The sequence below is a fragment of the Erythrobacter sp. LQ02-29 genome (genome assembly GCF_022576075.2).
Taxonomy (GTDB): domain Bacteria; phylum Pseudomonadota; class Alphaproteobacteria; order Sphingomonadales; family Sphingomonadaceae; genus Alteriqipengyuania.
This window is the reverse complement of record NZ_JANCNT010000001.1, coordinates 840,625-859,042: the sequence shown is the minus strand read 5'-3', so window position 1 is coordinate 859,042 and position 18,418 is coordinate 840,625. Positions and strand designations below refer to the sequence as shown.

General features: G+C 67.9%; 15 protein-coding genes. 13 read left to right on the top strand and 2 right to left on the bottom strand.

Translation table 11 applies throughout. The annotated features are described in order from the left end of the window. Positions 1-63: 63 nt before the first annotated feature. Genes MKP08_RS04265 through MKP08_RS04255 form a run of 3 tightly spaced genes read left to right on the top strand, consistent with a single transcriptional unit; the run spans position 64 to position 2,923 of the window. On the top strand, positions 64-1,776 hold the full coding sequence (locus MKP08_RS04265) for a M28 family metallopeptidase (protein ID WP_241555028.1): 1,713 nt from the start codon (positions 64-66) through the stop codon (positions 1,774-1,776). A 10-nt stretch (positions 1,777-1,786) separates the two neighbouring features. Further along, positions 1,787-2,764, top strand: a complete 978-nt coding sequence (locus MKP08_RS04260) for an agmatine deiminase family protein (RefSeq protein WP_241555027.1) — start codon at positions 1,787-1,789, stop codon at positions 2,762-2,764. A 36-nt stretch (positions 2,765-2,800) separates the two neighbouring features. Next, entirely contained in the window at positions 2,801-2,923 is a 123-nt protein-coding gene (locus tag MKP08_RS04255) for a hypothetical protein (protein ID WP_255750434.1), read from the top strand. 24 nt (positions 2,924-2,947) lie between these two features. Here the strand turns inward: MKP08_RS04255 and thrS are convergent, their stop codons facing one another. Beyond that, on the bottom strand, positions 2,948-4,945 hold the full coding sequence (gene thrS, locus MKP08_RS04250; protein WP_241555026.1) for a threonine--tRNA ligase: 1,998 nt from the start codon (positions 4,943-4,945) through the stop codon (positions 2,948-2,950). Positions 4,946-5,315: 370 nt separating this feature from the next. Between thrS and MKP08_RS04245 the strand changes: the two genes are divergently transcribed. The 8 genes from MKP08_RS04245 (at position 5,316) to MKP08_RS04210 (ending at position 15,093) form a co-directional block, all read left to right on the top strand. Next, on the top strand, positions 5,316-5,492 hold the full coding sequence (locus MKP08_RS04245; RefSeq protein ID WP_241555025.1) for a hypothetical protein: 177 nt from the start codon (positions 5,316-5,318) through the stop codon (positions 5,490-5,492). Between the two features lies 1 nt (position 5,493). Continuing rightward, positions 5,494-6,087: a hypothetical protein gene (locus MKP08_RS04240; RefSeq protein ID WP_241555024.1), complete on the top strand. Its 594-nt coding sequence runs from the start codon at positions 5,494-5,496 to the stop codon at positions 6,085-6,087. Further along, positions 6,084-6,275, top strand: a complete 192-nt coding sequence (locus MKP08_RS04235) for a helix-turn-helix transcriptional regulator (RefSeq protein WP_241555023.1) — start codon at positions 6,084-6,086, stop codon at positions 6,273-6,275. Before MKP08_RS04240 ends, MKP08_RS04235 begins: the two co-directional genes overlap by 4 nt. Before the next feature lie 4 nt (positions 6,276-6,279). Then, entirely contained in the window at positions 6,280-7,155 is an 876-nt protein-coding gene (locus tag MKP08_RS04230) for an alpha/beta fold hydrolase (protein WP_241555022.1), read from the top strand. A gap of 27 nt (positions 7,156-7,182) precedes the next feature. Beyond that, positions 7,183-7,956 carry an alpha/beta fold hydrolase gene (locus MKP08_RS04225; protein WP_241555021.1) on the top strand — a complete coding sequence of 258 codons (774 nt, stop codon included), beginning with the start codon at positions 7,183-7,185 and terminating at the stop codon, positions 7,954-7,956. Then, positions 7,953-8,939: an LLM class flavin-dependent oxidoreductase gene (locus tag MKP08_RS04220; protein ID WP_241555020.1), complete on the top strand. Its 987-nt coding sequence runs from the start codon at positions 7,953-7,955 to the stop codon at positions 8,937-8,939. Before MKP08_RS04225 ends, MKP08_RS04220 begins: the two co-directional genes overlap by 4 nt. A gap of 176 nt (positions 8,940-9,115) precedes the next feature. Then, complete coding sequence (locus MKP08_RS04215) at positions 9,116-13,804, top strand: NAD-glutamate dehydrogenase domain-containing protein (RefSeq protein WP_241555019.1); 4,689 nt, start codon at positions 9,116-9,118, stop codon at positions 13,802-13,804. Between the two features lie 62 nt (positions 13,805-13,866). Continuing rightward, on the top strand, positions 13,867-15,093 hold the full coding sequence (locus tag MKP08_RS04210) for an NAD(P)/FAD-dependent oxidoreductase (protein WP_241555018.1): 1,227 nt from the start codon (positions 13,867-13,869) through the stop codon (positions 15,091-15,093). On the opposite strand, the gene queG is transcribed toward MKP08_RS04210, so the two are convergent. Then, complete coding sequence (gene queG, locus MKP08_RS04205; protein WP_241555017.1) at positions 15,077-16,120, bottom strand: tRNA epoxyqueuosine(34) reductase QueG; 1,044 nt, start codon at positions 16,118-16,120, stop codon at positions 15,077-15,079. The two genes, MKP08_RS04210 and queG, sit on opposite strands and share 17 nt — an antisense overlap. A 51-nt stretch (positions 16,121-16,171) precedes the next feature. Between queG and MKP08_RS04200 the strand changes: the two genes are divergently transcribed. After that, positions 16,172-17,167, top strand: coding sequence for an ABC transporter ATP-binding protein (locus MKP08_RS04200; protein WP_241555532.1), 996 nt, complete (start codon positions 16,172-16,174; stop codon positions 17,165-17,167). Beyond that, positions 17,164-18,408: an ABC transporter permease gene (locus MKP08_RS04195; RefSeq protein ID WP_241555016.1), complete on the top strand. Its 1,245-nt coding sequence runs from the start codon at positions 17,164-17,166 to the stop codon at positions 18,406-18,408. The genes MKP08_RS04200 and MKP08_RS04195 overlap by 4 nt, the downstream gene beginning before the upstream one ends. Positions 18,409-18,418: the final 10 nt, after the last annotated feature.

Sequence of the window (18,418 nt, the reverse complement as noted above, 5' to 3'; positions counted from 1 at the left end):
GCGGTACCTTGGCGGCATCATCCGCCTGTGTCACAAGACCCACCGCAACTCAGGGGAGATATCATGGCCCGCTTTTCGATCTGTATCGCTGCCCTCATCGGGGCGGTTGCCGTTTCCGCCTGCTCCACGATGGATAATGGTGGAACAAGGCAGCCCGGCGCGCTGAGTGCAAGCGAAGCCGAGGCGGCGGTCGCGCCTTCGGTTCCCCTAATGAAGGAGGTAACCAAGCGGCTATCTGCCGACGATTTCGAAGGCCGAGCGCCCAGCACGGCGGTCGAGCCCAAGGTCACCGATTATATCATCGGCGAGTTCAGGAAGGCGGGCCTGCAGCCGGGCAACCAGGGCAAATGGCTGCAGGAAGTGCCGACGGTCGAGATCACCGGAGACGACTTCACCCCGCTGACCGTCAAGGGCGCCGGTGGGACGCAAAGCTACGCTTTCGGTGAGCAGTATGTTGCCACCAGCTACCGCGCGGTCCCGAAAACGCAGGTGAAGGACAGCCCGCTGGTCTTCGTGGGCTACGGCATCGTCGCACCCGAACTCGGCTGGAACGACTATGCCGGGATCGACATGCACGGCAAAACCGCGGTGATCCTAGTCAACGACCCGGACTATGCCAGCGAGACCCAGGACGGCCTCTTCAAGGGCCGTCGGATGACCTATTACGGCCGCTGGACCTACAAGTTCGAGGAAGCCGCACGGCAGGGGGCCGACGCCGCCTTGATCATCCATGACACATTCCCTGCCGCCTATGGCTGGAACGTCGTCAATTCGAGCTGGACCGGCGCGCAATATTACGTCCAGAGCCCGAACGACAACACCGACGCCACGAAGGCGAACGGCTGGGTACAGAAGCCGGTGGCGGAAGCGATCCTGAAGGCTTCGGGCCACGATCTCGCCAGCCTGACTAAGGCCGCACAGGCCAGCGGGTTCAAACCCGTGCCGCTGGGAATGACGGCCAGTTTCGGCTTTCGCAACGCGATCCGCCGGTCGACCTCGCACAACGTGGTCGGCATCCTCCCCGGCACCGCGCGGCCTTACGAATACGTGCTGTATTCCGCGCACTGGGATCACCTTGGCCACTGTACGCCCGATGCGACCGGTGACGATATCTGCAACGGTGCGGTGGACAACGCGACCGGCGTGGGGGCGATTACCGCGCTCGCCGACGCCAACCGCCGCCATGGTGGGGCCCAGCGCAGCCAGGTGTTCATCGCGCTTACGCTTGAGGAATCGGGCCTGCTGGGGAGCGAGTACTACGCGCAGAACCCGATCTATCCGCTCAACGCGACTGTCGGCGGGGTGAACATCGACGCTCTGCTGCCCGGTGGCCGGGTGCGAGACTATTCCATGACGGGCGGCGACAAGTCCGACCTCAACGACCTGTTCCGCACCGCGCTGCGCGAGCAGGGGTTGCGTGACGCACCGGAGGATAGCCCGGAGAAGGGGCATTATTACCGCTCCGACCATTTCAGCTACGCCAAGCTGGGCGTGCCGATGTTCGATATCGGGCGCGGCACCGACTGGGTGCAGGGCGGGACTGCAGCGGGAGAGGCCGCGGCAAAGGACTATGTCGAGAACCGCTATCACGCACCCAGCGACGAATGGTCGGACGACTGGAACTGGGCGGGACTGACGCAGGATCTCGCGCTGTATTACCGCCTCGGTCGGATGCTCGCGGATGGCGATAGCTGGCCGAACTGGCGCGCCGGCGACGAATTCCGCGCGATCCGCGACGCCGATTGCGCGAGGCCCGGCGCGCCATGCGGCGAGTGACGTTCGCAGTATGACCGCAACGATGCCGCCCGAATGGGCGCCGCAGGATTGGCTCTGGATCGGCTTCCCGCACGATGCGGAGGAGTGGCCCGGCTATCTTGAGCGCGCGCAGGAGCAGATCGCGGGTTTCGCCAACGCGGTTGCCGAGAGCGGACAGGCGGTACGCCTGCTGGTGCGCGACGCCGCGAACGAGGCGCGGGCGAAGGCGCTGGTGTCGGCTTCGGTCGATCTGGAACGACGTGAATATGGCGATGTCTGGCTGCGCGATACCGGGCCGCTGGTGCGCGGCGACGGGGTGGCGGTGCGCCCGCGCTTCAACGGGTGGGGCGGCAAGTACCTGATGGAGGGAGACCAGAGGATCGGCGCGCAGCTGGCCGGCGACGAGGGGCTGGCGCTGACCGAACCCGACTGGATCCTCGAAGGCGGGGCGATCGATGGCGACGGGACCGGGCTGGTCGCGACGACCGAGCAATGCCTGCTCAACCCCAATCGCAATCCGGAGCTGACCCGCGCCGATATCGAGGCCCGGTTGCAGGGCGACCTCGGCTTCGACCGCGTCCTATGGTTGGGCGAGGGATTGCTGAACGACCACACCGACGGCCATGTCGACAATCTCGCGCGGTTCGTCGCGCCGGGCCGGCTGGTGATCCCGCGCGCCACGGGGCCGGACGATCCGAACGTGGACATCTATGCCGACGCGAAGCGCCGAGCTGAGGCGTTCGGGGTCGAGGTGGTCGAGATCCCCTCACCCGGGCGGATCACGCGGGGCGATTTCGTCGAGCCCGCGAGCTACGTCAACTTCGCGATCACCACGCATCTGGTCGTGGTGCCGACCTTCGGATCGGTCCACGATGCCGAGGGCGTCGCCGCCATCGCCGCGCTGTTTCCCGATCGGGCGACCGTGGGTGTGCCGGCCGACGCGGTGCTGGCGGGCGGCGGCGGTTTCCATTGCGCCAGCCAGCAGATGCCGGTGCTGGCGCGGGCTTAACCCCTTCTTAGGACCGGACTGCGATACTCGCGCACCATGAGCAAGGCCCGCACCCTCACCCGCCGGATCGAAGCGCACACCCGAGAGATCGCGCGCGTCGCGATCGTTGCCGGTTGCGCGTTGGCGCTGGTGCTGGCGGGTAACCCGCTACCCTTCTAAACGCCGGCCCATCCGGCGCGCCGACTACCCCAGATCGGGCGGCGTCGCACCTGCCGTCAACATCGCGATCGCTTCGTCCAGCGGCATCACCCGCTGCTCCTTTTCGCCCAGCGTACGGACGGCGACGGTGCCTTCCTCCGCCTCGCGCTTGCCGACCACCAGCAGATGCGGGACCTTGGCCAGCGAGTGCTCGCGCACCTTGTAGTTGATCTTCTCGTTGCGCAGGTCGGCCTCCACCCGGATGCCCGCGGCCTGGAGCTTCGCCACCGCCTCGCCCGCATAGTCGTCCGCATCGGAAACGATCGTCGCGACCACCGCCTGCACCGGCGCGAGCCAGGACGGCAGGCGACCGGCATAATGTTCGATCAGGATGCCGATGAAGCGTTCGTACGAACCGAAAATCGCGCGGTGGAGCATCACCGGGCGGTGCTTGTCGCCGTCCTCCCCGACATAGCTCGCATCGAGCCGTTCTGGCAGCACGCGGTCCGACTGGATCGTGCCCACCTGCCAGGTCCGGCCGATCGCATCGGTCAGGTGCCATTCGAGCTTCGGCGCATAGAACGCGCCTTCGCCCGGCAGCTCTTCCCACCCGAACTCGTCAGTCGCCATTCCGGCGTTCGCGACCGCGTCGCGCAGTTCCTGTTCCGCCTTGTCCCAGTCCGCGTCGGAGCCGAAGCGCTGTTCGGGCCGGGTCGCCAGCTTGATCTCGTAGGTAAAGCCGAAATCCTTGTAGACCGTGTCGGCCAGTTCGCAGAACTTGCGCACTTCCTCGACCACCTGGGCCTCGGTGCAGAAGATATGCGCGTCGTCCTGCGTGAACTGGCGCACGCGCATCAGGCCGTGGAGCGCGCCATGCGGTTCGTTGCGGTGGCAGCAGCCCATCTCGCCCAGCCGGATCGGCAGGTCGCGATAGCTGGTGATGCCCTGTTTGAAGACGAGGACGTGCGCCGGGCAGTTCATCGGCTTCAGCGCCATCCATTCGGCCTCGTCGGAAACGAGCGCGCCCTCATCGGCGGTGTTGGGCACCTCGTCCGGGATGACGAACATGTTCTCGCGATACTTGCCCCAGTGGCCGGACTGTTCCCACTGGCGCGCGTCCATCACCTGCGGCGTCTTGATCTCGCGATAGCCGCCGCCGTCCATCTTGCGGCGCATATAGGCTTCCAGCTCGCGCCAGATGCGATAGCCCTTGGGGTGCCAGAAGACGCTGCCATGCGCCTCTTCCTGAAGGTGGAACAGGTCCATCTCGCGGCCCAGCTTGCGGTGGTCGCGCTTGGCGGCTTCCTCCAGCCGGTGGAGATGCGCGTCCAGCTGCTTCTTGTTGAGCCAGCCGGTGCCGTAGATTCGCGTGAGCTGCGCGTTCTTCTGATCGCCGCGCCAATAGGCGCCCGCGACGCGCATCAGCTTGAACGCCGCCGGGTCCAGCTTGCCGGTACTGGGAAGATGCGGGCCGCGACACATGTCGAGCCAGTCGCCACCCGACCAGTACACGGTCAGTTCCTCGTCCTCGGGCAGTTCCTTCGCCCATTCGGCCTTGAACGTCTCGCCTTCGGATTCCCAGCGCTCGATCAGCGCCTCGCGGCTCCACACCTCGCGCTTCAACGGCTTGTCTGCGCGGATGATCTCGCGCATCTTCTCCTCGATCGCGGGGAGATCGTCCATGCTGAACGGCTCGCGGCCCTCCGGGGCCTTCACGTCGTAATAGAACCCGTCATCGGTCGCCGGGCCGAAGGTAATCTGCGTACCGGGGTGGAGCGCCTGGATCGCCTCGGCCAGGACGTGGGCATAGTCGTGCCGCACCAGCTCCAGCGCCTCCGCCTCGTCGCGCGCGGTGATCAGCGACAGTTCCGAATCGCAGTCGAACGGGCGATTGAGATCGCGCACTTCGCCATCGACGCGCGCGGCGAGCGCGGCCTTGGCCAGGCCGGGGCCGATCGCGGCGGCGACATCCGCCGGGGTCGCGCCCGGCTGCATCTCGCGCACGGATCCGTCGGGCAGGCTGATCTTGAGCAATTCGGTCATGATATCCGTCGGTCGAGGTAGGTCGCTGAGGGGAAGTAGGTCGCACGGGCCATGGCACAAGCGGGCGCGCGGCGGAACCCACGGCCTTGCGGACCGGATGGAACACCGATCCGGCCCTTTTGCAAAACTCGAAATCGACGAATTCCGTCGGTCTCCCGAGGGGTTGCGGCGGAAATGGCGGGTATCGCAGTCAACTTTCGCTTTCCTACAAGCCATGCGTGGACGGTGGATCGGATGCGTGGGCGATAGCGCATCCCCGCGCAGTAGGAAAAATCGCAACAGGGAACGAGGTTGTCATTTTGACAAGCACGCTTGACAAAGCCAACTACATATGGCAAGTATCCTTTCCATAGAGACAAAGGAGCTTGCCGTGAACAACATTCGACCCGCCCTGCCCTGGGCCTTCGCCATGATCATGATCGCGCTTGGCGAGCATTTCGGCCTGATCGCATCGCAGCCGGCCCGGACCATGTTCGCGATTCTGCCCGCCCTTGCGGTGATATCGATCTACGGCGGCAGCTGCCGGCGCTCGCGCAAGGCCGCCTGAGATGGCCGCGCTGTCCAAACCCGCGCTGTGGGGCGTGTCGCTGTTCGCGTCCTTCGCGATCATTTCCGTGCTCAGGATCACCGGCGCCATCGGACCGACCACGGGCTTCATCCTGATGGCGATCGCGATGATCCAGATCATCCCGCTGGTGCGGGCCAGCATGGCGCGCCAGCGTGCCCGCGGCTACATGAGCCCCGCGATCACCCGCTATACGCGGCGATTCGTGATCGCGAGCTTGGGCTACATGCTCGGCCTGGGGCTGGCCGTGACGATCGCCGACCGCGTCGATCTCAGCCGGGCGGAAAGTTTCCTCATCGCGCTGCTGCCGGTCCTGCCCATCTTCGGCATGATCTGGACCATGGGCCGCTATCTGGTGGAGGAGGACGACGAGTTCCTGCGCCACCGTGCCATCATGGCCAGCCTGATTGGCCTGGGGCTGGTGCTGACGCTCGGCACCTTCTGGGGTTTCCTCGAAAGCTTCGAAGTGGTGCCGCATGTTGATGCATGGTGGGTCTTCCCCGTCTGGGCGATGGGCATGGGGGTGGGCCAGTGCTGGATGGCGCTGTCCGACCGCAGCTCCGGAGACGAGGCGTGAAGAATCGCCTCAAGGTGCTGCGGGCCGAGCGCGACTGGAGCCAACAGGATCTCGCCGACCGGCTGGAGGTCAGTCGCCAGAGCGTGAACGCCATCGAGAAGGGGCGCTACGACCCCTCCCTCCCCCTTGCCTTCCGCATTGCCGAGCTGTTCGCGATGCCGATCGAATCCATCTTTTCCAAGGACTGAGCCGATGCTGAAATCCCTGTTTGCCGCCGCCCTGTTGCTGACCCCCCTTGCCGCGCACGCGGAGGCGCAGGCGGGCGGCGACTGCCCCACCTTCGAGGTCGAGGGAGAGGGTCCGGACGTCCTGCTGGTGCCCGGCCTCGCCTCCTCCCCGCAGGTGTGGGACGGGACCGTCGCGGCGCTGGCGGATCGCTATCGCTTCCACCTCGTCAGCGTGCCGGGCTTCGCGGGAACGCCGGTGGCGGAACGCGAGGGTTCCGTGCCCGAGGCGCTGGCGCAGCGGATCGCCGACTACGCCGCCTGTCGCAAGCTCGACCACCCCGCCATCGTCGGGCACAGCATGGGCGGCTTCACCGGCCTGCTGGCGGCGCGCGAGCATCCCGACCGGTTCTCGCGGGTGGTGGTGGTCGATTCGCTGCCGTTCTACCCGCTCGTCTTCGCCCCCGGCGCGACGGTGGAGGCGGTAATGCCCCGCGCAGAGGCGATTACCGAGACGCTGCGTAGCATGGACGATGCGACCTTCGCCGCGACCCAGGCGAACGGCGCGCGTTCGCTGACTCAGTCGGAGGAGGGGCAGGAACGCATCGTCGCCTGGTCGCTCGCCACCGACCGCGCGACCATGGCCGACGCCGTCCAGGCGCTGATGACGACCGACCTGCGCCCCGATCTCGGCCGTATCGCGACGCCTGTCAGCGTGATCTACGCGACCAACGCTTACGCCCCACCGGAGCGGATGAAGGCGCTGTACGAGACCGCCTATGCCGATCTGCCCGACGCACAATTCACTCCCATCGGCGACAGCTATCACTTCGTGATGTGGGATCGCGAGGATGCCTTTACGGCGGCTCTGGAGAAAGCGCTGGAGGGCAGCGACGGCGAATGACCGGCGGGCCGCCGCGCGCCGATCCGGATGCGCGGCGGCCTTGCAAAGCGGGTCGGCACTCCCGACTCTGTGGAGGTGATCGATTTCCATTCCATGCCCGACGGGCGGCGCATCGCCTTTCGGCACCGTGCCGGCAGCGGCCCGACGATCGTCTTCCTGCCCGGCTACATGTCCGACATGGCCGGGGGGAAGGCGACCGCGCTGTTCGACTGGGCAGGCGGCGCGGGCCGGGCGTGCCTGCTGCTCGACTATTCGGGGTGCGGGGCCAGCGATGGCGATTTCGCCGACGGCACGCTCTCGCGCTGGCGCGACGAGGTGATGGCGCTGATCGAGGCACAGGTAGAGGGCGAGGTGGTCCTCGTCGGATCGAGCATGGGTGGATGGCTGATGCTGCTCGTCGGCCTCGCGCTGGGCGAGCGGCTGGCGGGCATGGTCGGCATCGCCGCCGCGCCCGACTTCACGCAATGGGGTTTCGACGCGGCGCAGCGCGCGACCCTGGCCAGGGGCGAGCCGGTGTTCGAGGACAACCCGTACGGCCCCGACCCGACACCGACATTCCCCGCGTTCTGGCGCGACGGACAGGCCAACCGCCTGCTGGACGCGCCGATCGCGGTCCGCTGCCCCGTGCGCCTGCTGCATGGCCAGGCCGATCGCGACGTGCCGTGGGACACCAGCCTCCGCCTCGCCGAGCGGCTCGAGAGTCCCGATGTCGTCGTGACCCTGGTGAAGGACGGCGACCACCGCCTGTCCCGCGACGCCGACATCGCCCGCCTGATTGGAACCGTGGAGACCCTGCCATGACCGAATTTTCCGTGCTCGACCTCGTCCCCGTCCGCGAAGGCGGATCGCTGGCGGAAGCCTATCGCGCCGCCGCCTCGCTCGCCCGCGTGGCGGAGGAGGCGGGCTACAAACGGTTCTGGGTCGCCGAGCACCACGCGATGGAGGGGATCGGCGGCGCGGCCGCCGCGGTCGTGATCGGCCATGTCGGACAAGCGACCAGCACGATCAGGATCGGTGCGGGCGGCATCATGCTGCCCAATCATACGCCCTTCACCATCGCCGAACAGTTCGGCACGCTCGACGCGCTGTTCCCGGGCCGGATCGACCTAGGGCTGGGCCGCGCGCCGGGGGCCGGGCCGGAACTGCAACGGGCGCTGCGCAAGGATTTGCGCGCCGCGTCGGAATATTTCCCGCAGGACGTGGCCGAGCTGCGCGCGCTGTTCACCGGCAAGCCCGACCTGGGCGTCAAGGCGACGCCGGGTTACGGCGCACAGGTCGAGATGTGGATGCTGGGATCGAGCCTGTTCGGTGCGCAGCTCGCCGCGAAGCTGGGCCTGCCCTACGCCTTCGCCAGCCATTTCGCGCCCGACCATCTCGATGCCGCGCTGGCGGTCTATCGCCGCGACTTCCAGCCTTCCGAGACGCTCGATCGCCCGCACGCCATGGCCGCGATGCAGGTCGTGTGCGCCGACACCGACGAGGAGGCGGAGTATCTCGCGTCGAGCCAGGCACAGTCCTTCGTGCGGCTGCGCACCGGGTCGCCGGGCAAGCTGCCCCCGCCGGTGCGGGGCTATCGCGACAGCCTGCCCCCGCAGGCGCAGGCCATGCTCACCCATCTGGGCCAGGCGAGCGCGGTCGGATCGCCCGCCACCGTTCGCGAACGGATCGGGTCGTTCATCGAGCGGACCCAGGCCGACGAGATCATCTGCGCCGCCTCCACCTACGACCCGGAAGCGCGCGAGCGGTCGCTGCGGCTGACGATGGACGCGCTGAACGCCGGTTGAGACCGACGCACGCCCTTTCCCGGATCGCTTTCGCGCTCCGCCTGTTGAGATCGTGACGCGCGGCGGCATACTTGTCGCCGCATCCAGCGAAGCCTAAGGCGCGAAATATTGCTGCCTGCAACGGCAATGAAAATGCGGAGGCCCGCACGCCCCGCCATAAAGATGGGAGCGCCCCGATGGGCAGCAAAGCCGCAAAGACCGCCCTGTACGACCGCCTGAACGCGATCTTGCGAACATCCCTGCTGCCCGGCGATACCCCCTTCCTGGGCGAACGGCTGGAGGAAGCGACCGTGTTCCTGCTCCAGGCGGCCCAGCGGCGCGGGCCGGGCGAAGCGTCCATCCATATCGAAAGCGTCAATGCCGAGCGGCGCTATCTGCGGGTCGCCATCATCAACGACGACATGCCGTTCCTGGTCGATTCGGTCGCGGCGGCGATCGCGGCGCACGGGCTGTCCATCGACCGGCTGGTGCACCCCGTCCTGGCGGTGACACGCGACGAGCGCGGGCAGCTGGCGGGATTGCCGGAAGACGATCCGCGGGCCGCGCAGGAATCGATGATCTATCTCGAGACCGAGCGGGCCGACGCCAAGGACCGGCGGGAGCTGGAGGCGGCGCTGTACGAAACGCTGGCGGACGTGCGCGCAGCGGTGACCGACTGGCCCCGCATGCAGCAGCTGATGGCACAAGAGGCCGACGACCTGTCCGACAACGAAGGCGCGGCCCTGCTGCGCTGGCTCAACGATGGGATGCTGACCCAGCTCGGCCATGTCACGCGCATGCGCGACGGCACCCATTCGGAAGAGCTGGGCATCTGTCGCAAGAGCGCGCGCGACATCTTTACCGAGGCATCGTGGGACCGCGCCTTCGCCTGGTACGACGATGCCGCCAATCGCGAACATCATGTGCCGCTGATCGTGAAGGCCAACCGCATTTCCAAGGTCCACCGACGCGTGCCGCTGGACCTGTTCGTCCTGCCGCAATGCGAAGGCGAGGACCTGGTCGGCCTGTCGGTCCATGCCGGAATCTGGACCAGCGCCGCGATGGCGGCCAAGCCGGGGCAGGTGCCGCGCCTGCGTACCCAGCTCGGCGCGCTGATGGACGAATTGCGGTTCGATCCCTCCGGCCACGCGGGCAAGGCCCTGGTGCATGCGCTCACCACCCTGCCGCACGATCTGCTGATCGGCTTTTCCGACGACGACATTCGCCGCGTGGCGACCACCATGATGAGCCTGGTCGACCGGCCGCGCCCGCGGGTGACGATCGTCGAAGCCCCGCTGGCGCGCCACCTGTTCGCCTTCGTCTGGCTGCCCCGCGACCTGATGTCGACCGATGTGCGTCGCCGCATCCAGGCGATGATCGAGGATGTCACGGGCAGCCGCATGATCGACTGGAGTCTGGAGATCGAGGGCGGTCCGCTGGCGCTGATCCGGCTGGTGCTCGATTTCCGCGAAGGCGCGGACTCGGTCGACGAGGACGCGGTCGAGCAGCGGTTGCAGGACATGCTGCGCGGCTGGCCCGAAGCGGTCGAGAAGGAGCTGGCGGCGCTGACGGAGCCCGGCCGGGCCGCCGCGCTGGCGCGGACCTATGCCGATGGCTTCCCGACCGGATACCGTGCGGAATACGGGGCCCACGAGGCCGCGCTCGACATCGACCGGTTGCGCCAGCTTGCCCGACCCGGCGGGTCGGAGCCGGACGGCGGTCGCCGCCGCGACGCCCGCTTCTATCGCCGAGAGGGCGACGATCCGCACCGCCTGCGGCTGAAGATCTACCAGAACGAAGGCGCGCTGCCGCTGTCCGATACCGTGCCCGCGCTGGAGAATTTCGGGTTCGATGTGCTGACCGAGATACCCACCTCCATCGATGGGGGCGATCTTGGCACGGTGCACGATTTCCTGCTTGGCCTGGCACCGGGTGCCGATGCCGGCGCCATCATCACCCGCAGCGACGCGATCGAGCGCGCCGTGGCGGGCGTGCTGAACGACACGGCGGAGAACGACCCGTTCAACCGGCTGGTGGTGCAGACCGGGCTGGCCGCGGAAGAGGCTGAATGGCTGCGGGCGATCTATCGCTATCTGCGCCAGGCCGGGGCGGGCTTCACGATCTACACCGTGGTCGACGCGCTCGCGCGCGCGCCGTCCGTCACCACCGCGCTGGTCGAGCTGTTCCGGGGCCAGCACGATCCCGATTTCGCGGGTGACCGCGACGATGCGGCAGACAAGGCGCGCGGCGCGATCCGTACCGCGCTGGCCAAGGTCGCGGCGATCAACGACGATCGCCTGCTGCGCCTGTACCAGGCGGTGATCGACGCGATGCTGCGCACCAACGCCTTCTCCCCGGCGGCTGCCGAGGCGCTGGCGTTCAAGCTCGATTCGACAAAGGTGCCCAGCCTGCCCAAGCCCGTGCCATGGCGGGAAATCTTCGTCTATTCCCCGCGGGTGGAGGGCATTCACCTGCGCGCCGGGCCGGTCGCGCGCGGGGGCCTGAGATGGTCCGACCGGCGCGACGATTTCCGCACCGAGATTCTGGGCCTGATGAAGGCGCAGCGGGTCAAGAACGCGGTGATCGTGCCGACCGGGGCCAAGGGCGGCTTCTATCCCAAGCAATTGCCCGACCCGGCGCGCGACCGCGACGCCTGGGCGGCCGAGGGGCAGGCCAGCTACGAGATCTTCATCCGCACCCTGCTGTCGGTGACCGACAACATTGTGGACGACCGGATCGTCCACCCAGAAGGCGTGGTGGTGCACGACGGGAACGATCCCTATTTCGTGGTCGCGGCGGACAAGGGCACCGCCCGTTTCTCCGACGTTGCCAATGCCATTGCGCAGGATCGCGGCTTCTGGCTGGGCGACGCCTTCGCCAGCGGCGGTTCCAACGGCTACGATCACAAGGCGATGGGCATCACCGCGCGCGGCGCGTGGGTTTCGGTCCAGCGCCACTTCGCCGAAATGGGCATCGACGTACAGAGCCAGCCGATCCGCGTGGTCGGCTGCGGCGACATGTCGGGCGATGTGTTCGGCAACGGCATGCTGCTGTCGAAGGCGATCAAGCTGATTGCCGCGTTCGACCACCGCCATATCTTCATCGATCCCGATCCCGATCCGGCCGCGAGCTGGGCCGAGCGCAAGCGCATGTTCGACCTGCCGCGCTCCAGCTGGGACGATTACGACAAGAGCGTGCTGTCGGCGGGCGGGGCCGTGTTCTCGCGCGATTCGAAGAAGGTGAAGCTGTCGCAGGAGGCGGCCCGCGCGCTCGGCCTCGACACGCGCGAGATAGAGCCCGAAGCGCTGATCACCGCGATCCTGCGGACCGAGGCCGACCTGCTGTGGTTCGGCGGTATCGGCACCTATGTGAAATCGTCGGGAGAAAACAACGTCGCGGTGGGCGATCCCGCCAACGACGTGCTGCGCGTCGACGGGCGCGACCTGCGCGTGCGCGTGATCGGCGAGGGCGCGAACCTGGGCGTGACACAGGCGGGCCGGATCGAGTTCGCGCTCCATGGTGGGCGGATCAACACCGACTTCATCGACAACAGCGCGGGGGTCGACTGCTCCGACAACGAGGTCAACATCAAGATCGCCCTCGCCGCCGCCTGTCGCAGCGGCGAGCTGACCGAGGACAAGCGCAACGCCCTGCTCGCCAGCATGACTGAGGAAGTGGGCAAGATCGTGCTGGAGGACAACCGACTCCAGGCGCTGGCCCTCTCCATCGCCGAACATGGCGGCGCGCGGGCAATGGGTTCGCACCTGCGGCTGATCGAATTGCTGGAGCAGGATGGCGGGCTCGACCGCCGGACCGAGGGGCTGGCCGACAGCGAGACCTATGTCCGCCGCGCGAGCGAGGAAACCGGCCTCGTCCGCCCCGAACTGGCAGTGCTGCTATCGAGCACCAAGCTGAGATTGCAGGGCGCGCTGGAGGCCAGCGTCGTGCCCGACGACCCCATCCTGGAACGCGGGCTGCTGGAATATTTCCCCGAGCCCATGCGCGAAAGCTATCGCGAAGAGATCGACGACCACCGGCTGCGGCGCGAGATCATCGCGACCGAACTCGCCAACCGGATCATCAACCGTCTGGGTCTGGTCCTGCCATTCGAATTGGTGGAGGAGGAAGGCGTCGGGCTGGACGAGGTCGCCGCCGCTTTCGTCGCGGCGGAAAACCTGTTCGGTGCCGAGCGGCTGTGGGCAGAGATCGACGCCGCCGACATGCCCGAGCAGACCCGGCTCGAATTGTTCGACCGCACCGCCGCGGCGATGCGCATCCACATGGCGGACATCCTGCGGGTCTATGGCGGGTTCACCACCCCGAGCGTGGCCGTGGACGAGCTGGCGCAGGGGATCGGCGAATTGTCGACCGGCACCCAGAACCTGCTCGGGGCGGAAACGCGCCAGCGTTCCGCCCGGATGCGGGCGGAATTCTCCCGCGCCGGGGCACCCGATCCGATCGCCGCGCGGGTGGCGCACCTGTTCGATCTCGACGGGGCGGTGGGTCTTGCCCATTTGTCGCGCAAGGCGGAGATCGAGACGCGGGCGCTCGCCGCTGCCTTCACCGAACTCGGCGCGCAACTGGGCCTCGACTGGGCGCAGGGTATCGCCGCGCTGATGGATCCTTCCGACATCTGGGAGCGGCTGCTGGTCGCCGGGCTGGCCCGCGATTTCCAGCAGATGCGGCTCGATTTCCTCCAGCGCCTGGCGCGGCGCAAGGGGGCGAAGGAAGACCCCGCGGCGGTCGTCGGCACCTGGGCGCAGGAGAACGAGACCGCGATCCGCCAGTTCCGTGGCATGGTGAAGCGGGCGCAGGCGCACAGCCCCGTGGCACCCGCGATCCTGGCCCAGATCGCCAGCCAGGCGCGCAACCTGCTCGCCCGGTGACAGGCTCCGCTCGTGCCGCGCGGGCTTGACGCGCCGGTGCGGGACTGGCCATCACTTCGCGCATGGAGAGCTGGGATGTCATCATCGTGGGCGCCGGGCATGGCGGCGCCGCGACCGCCATCGCCTTGCGGCAGAAAGGCTTCGCGGGATCGATCGCGCTGATCACGCGCGAGAACCTGCCGCCCTACGAGCGCCCGCCGCTGTCGAAGGACTATCTGGCGGGCGACAAGCCGTTCGAACGCATCCTGCTTCGCCCCGAAAGCTTCTGGGCGGACAAGGACATCGCCCTGCGGCTGGGCGAGGCCGTGACCGATATCGACCCGCTGCGGCGCGAGATCGCGCTCTACGACGGCACCCGCCTTCGCTACGGCAGCTTGGTTTGGGCGACCGGCGGCGACCCGCGGCGGCTGAGCTGTCCGGGTGCCGACAACGCCGGGGTGCATGCGATCCGCAACCGCGCCGATGTCGACCGGCTGAAGGCGGAACTGGCGGGCGGAGCGCGGCGCGCAGTGGTGATCGGCGGCGGCTATATCGGGCTGGAGGCGGCGGCGGTCCTGCGCAAACTGGGCTGCGAGGTCGCGGTGCTCGAATCGCAGGACCGGGTGCTGAACCGGGTCGCGGGCGAGGAGCTGTCGCGATTCTACGAGGCCGAACACCGCCGGCATGGCGTGGACCTGCGCACCGGCGTGACGGTATCCGGCATCGAGGGGCGGGACGGGCAGGCGACCGGCGTCACGCTGGCGAGCGGCGAGACGATTCCCGCCGAAATCGTGATCGTGGGGATCGGCATCGTGCCCGCGATCGGCCCGCTGATCGCGGCGGGAGCGGCGGGGGCGAACGGCGTCGATGTCGACGAGTTCTGCCGCACCTCGCTGGAGGACGTCTATGCCATCGGCGACTGCGCCGCGCATGCTAACCCCTATGCCGACGGGGCCGTGATCCGGCTGGAATCCGTACAGAACGCGCACGACATGGCGACCACCGTCGCGCTGGCGATCACGGGCGACCACCAGGCCTACGACGCGGTGCCGTGGTTCTGGTCCAACCAGTACGATCTGCGGCTGCAAACCGTCGGCTTCTCGACCGATTTCGACCGCGCCGTGCTGCGCGGCGATCCGGCGGAGCGCAGCTTTTCCGTGATCTACCTGCGCGAGGGGCGGGTGATCGCGCTCGACTGTGTCAACCGGACGAAGGATTACGTGCAGGGGCGCAAGCTGGTGGAGGCGCGGCTGGTGGCCGAGCCCGAGCGGCTCGCCGATACCGAAACCGCGCTCAAGGACCTGCTTTAAGCCGGGCGGCGGCCCAGTCGGCTGCCTCCGCCACCACCGGATCGCCATCGCCACGCAGCGCCTCGACCCGGGGCAGCAGAGCAACCTTGCCCGAATTGCCCGCCGCGATCAGGCAGTTGCGCACGAAGCGGTTGCGCCCGATCCGCTTTATCGGGCTGCCGGAGAACAATCGGCGGAAGCCTGCGTCGTCGAGCGCCAGCAGCTCCCCCAGCCGCGGCGCGACCAGTTCCGCGCGCGGCAGGAAGGCCCGGTGCCGCGCCGCGCTTTCGGCGAACTTGTTCCACGGACACACCGCCAGGCAATCGTCGCAGCCATAGATGCGGTTGCCGATCGCGGCGCGAAATTCCTCCGGGATCGGGCCCGCATGCTCGATCGTGAGGTACGAGATGCAGCGGCGCGCATCGAGGCGATACGGCGCGGGGAAGGCGTCGGTCGGGCACGCGTCCTGGCACGCCCGGCACGATCCGCAGCGGTCGGCATGAGGTTCGTCCGGCGCGAATTCCAGCGTTGAATAGATCGCCCCCAGGAACAGCCAGCTGCCATGGGTCTTGCTGACGAGGTTGGTATGCTTGCCCTGCCACCCGATCCCCGCCGCCTCGCCCAGCGGCTTTTCCATCACCGGCGCGGTATCGACGAACACTTTCAGCTCGCTCTCCGGCGCTTGTGCCACCAGCCAGCGGGCAAGCGCCTTCAGCGCCTTCTTCACCGTATCGTGATAATCGCGCCCCTGCGCATAGACGGAAACGCGCCCCACCTCCCCCTCGCTCGCCATTGCCAGCGGATCGCGGTCGGGCGTGTAGGCCATGCCCAGCGCGATGACGCTGCGCGCGGCCGGCCACATGCCCCGCGCCCCCGCGCGCACAGCGGGCTCGCGCTCCATCCATTTCATGGTGCCGTGCATTCCCTCGCCGAGCCATTGCCGCAGCCGGTCGGCGCGCTCCTCCCCCGCATCCGCGCGCGCGAAGCCGATCGCGGCGAAGCCCAGCCGCCGCGCTTCCGCCACCAGCCGCGTTTGCAGATCGTCCACCCGCTTTAACGCCCTTGTATCGCGCGGAAGGGCAAGGCAATCAGCATGACCATGGCAACAGCGCTAAGCGAAGCTCCGGCGACGGGCAATCCATCCCCTTCCCCGCATCTGGCGATCGAGGCCCGCGGGCTGGTCAAACGGTTCGACGGCACCCTGGCGGTCGACGGGGTCGACATCGCGGTGCCGGAAGGCGCGATCTACGGCATCCTCGGCCCGAACGGCGCGGGCAAGACGACCACGCTGCGCATGCTGCTGGGCATCATCGACCCGGACGAGGGCGTGCGCCGCGTGCTCGGCCATGATCGCCCGCACGAGATCAGCCGGCTGATCGGGTATCTGCCGGAGGAGCGCGGCCTCTACCCCTCGATGAAGGCGTACGAGGCGATCGGCTTCATGGGTGCCCTGCGCGGTATGGACCTGAACGAGGCGAAGGCCCGCGGACGCGAGCTGCTGGAAGATTACGGCATGGGCTACGCCGCGGAACGCACCATCCGCCAATTGTCGAAAGGCATGGCGCAGACCGTGCAGCTGCTCGGCACCTTCGTGCACCGGCCCAAACTGGTGGTCCTCGATGAACCGTTTTCCGGGCTCGACGCGCTCAATCAGGGCAAGCTGGAGAAGCTGATCCGCGAATGGGCGGAAGAGGGCACCACGGTGATCTTTTCCACCCACGTCATCCACCATGCGGAGCGGCTGTGCGACAGCGTCGCGATCATCGCCGGGGGCAAGGTGCCCTATGCCGGTCCGGTCGATGCCGCGCGCGACCGCATTCCGGCGCAGGTCCGACTGGAAACCAAGGCACGCGAAGGCGCATGGCGTGGCGCCCTGCCCGAGAGCGCGCGGCGCGAGCGGGATTTCTGGTACTTCCCCCTCCCGGACAGCGGGATAGAGCCGCTGTTGCGCGCGCTGATCGAAGGCGAAGCGGGCATCCAGTCGCTGTCGATCGAGCGCGCGGGGCTGCACGATGCCTTCGTCGAAATCGCCGGCGAGGCGGCGGCCCGCGAGTTGGAAGCAAGCGCACAGAAACAGGCGGAGAGCGCACGATGAGTGGCGAGAACAGAACCAGCCGGCTGTCGGTGGCGCGCGCCGCCTTCGTCGTGGCGCGGCGCGATTTCACCGCGATCCTGTTCAGCAAGGCGTTCTTCTTCTTCCTGATCGGGCCGCTGATATTCGTCGGGATCAGCGGCGCCGCGGGCTATATCGGGGCGAGCGCGGCCGATTCCGGCCCTCCCCCCGGGCTCGGCATCGTCATGTCGCCCGCCGACAACGCCGCGATGGTGCGCGCGCACGAGTCGCTGGAGGATCTGATCGACCTGCCGCCGGTGGAGGCCGTTTCCGGCGGTGAGGCCGCCGACATTCCCGCGCTGCTGGCGGACAAGGATCGCAATCTCGCGGCGGTGGTGAGCGGCAGCCTGTCGGCACCCGCTCTGCACGGGACGGAAGACCGGATCGACCGGTGGAAGGGAGATGTCTCCCTCCTCGCCGCGACCGCGCGGGGTGACACCGCCTCCTATCCCGAGGTCACGCTGTTCCCCGCCGCGACCAGTCGGGCGAGCGAACGCTCCGCCCGGGCGGGCACGGCAACCGCGGCAATCACGCTGCTGTTCCTCCTGACCATGCTGCTGGCCGGCATGGTGATGTCCAACATGGTGGAGGAGAAGGCGAACAAGATCGTCGAAATCCTCGCCGCCGCGGTGCCGATGGACGCGGTTTTCCTGGGCAAGCTGTTCGCCATGCTGGCGGTCAGCTTCGTCGGGATCGCGGTATGGGGCTCGGTCGCCGGGGTGATCCTCGTGCTGGGGGCGAGCGCCATTCCCCCGCTGCCCGCGCCCGCGATCGGCTGGCCGCTGTTCGCGACGCTGTTCCTGCTCTATTTCGCCATGGCCTATCTGCTGATCGGATCGGTCTTCCTGGCGATCGGCGCGATGGCACCGACGGTGCGCGACGTGCAGACGATGTCGATGCCGGCCACCATGCTGCAGCTCGGCGTGTTCTTCCTCGCCACCTTTGCGGTCAGCTCCACCGGCTCTCCGATAGAGCTGGCGGCGATCGCCTTCCCGCTCAGCTCGCCCTACGTGATGCTGGCCCGCGCGGCGCAGGAGCCGGTGGTCTGGTGGCACTTCGCCGCCCTCGCCTGGCAAGGGCTGTGGGTGGTGCTGTTCGTGAAATTCGGGGCCACGCTGTTCCGGCGCAAGGTTCTCAAATCGGGCGGTGCCGGGCGTGCGAAGACGAAATCGACAGGGCTGCTGGCCGGTATCGCGGGGCTGGTATCCTCGCGACGGAATTGACCCGTCGCAA

What these genes read in the sequence shown, in the direction of transcription:
- MKP08_RS04210 (WP_241555018.1), top strand. Translation starts at nt 13,867, where the DNA reads ATGGAGAGCTGGGATGTCATCATCGTGGGCGCCGGGCATGGCGGCGCC.
- MKP08_RS04195 (WP_241555016.1), top strand. Translation starts at nt 17,164, where the DNA reads ATGAGTGGCGAGAACAGAACCAGCCGGCTGTCGGTGGCGCGCGCCGCC.
- MKP08_RS04255 (WP_255750434.1), top strand. Translation starts at nt 2,801, where the DNA reads ATGAGCAAGGCCCGCACCCTCACCCGCCGGATCGAAGCGCACACCCGA.
- MKP08_RS04230 (WP_241555022.1), top strand. Translation starts at nt 6,280, where the DNA reads ATGCTGAAATCCCTGTTTGCCGCCGCCCTGTTGCTGACCCCCCTTGCC.
- MKP08_RS04240 (WP_241555024.1), top strand. Translation starts at nt 5,494, where the DNA reads ATGGCCGCGCTGTCCAAACCCGCGCTGTGGGGCGTGTCGCTGTTCGCG.
- MKP08_RS04215 (WP_241555019.1), top strand. Translation starts at nt 9,116, where the DNA reads ATGGGCAGCAAAGCCGCAAAGACCGCCCTGTACGACCGCCTGAACGCG.
- MKP08_RS04220 (WP_241555020.1), top strand. Translation starts at nt 7,953, where the DNA reads ATGACCGAATTTTCCGTGCTCGACCTCGTCCCCGTCCGCGAAGGCGGA.
- MKP08_RS04260 (WP_241555027.1), top strand. Translation starts at nt 1,787, where the DNA reads ATGACCGCAACGATGCCGCCCGAATGGGCGCCGCAGGATTGGCTCTGG.
- MKP08_RS04265 (WP_241555028.1), top strand. Translation starts at nt 64, where the DNA reads ATGGCCCGCTTTTCGATCTGTATCGCTGCCCTCATCGGGGCGGTTGCC.
- thrS (WP_241555026.1), bottom strand. Translation starts at nt 4,945, where the DNA reads ATGACCGAATTGCTCAAGATCAGCCTGCCCGACGGATCCGTGCGCGAG.
- MKP08_RS04225 (WP_241555021.1), top strand. Translation starts at nt 7,183, where the DNA reads ATGCGCGGCGGCCTTGCAAAGCGGGTCGGCACTCCCGACTCTGTGGAG.
- MKP08_RS04200 (WP_241555532.1), top strand. Translation starts at nt 16,172, where the DNA reads ATGGCAACAGCGCTAAGCGAAGCTCCGGCGACGGGCAATCCATCCCCT.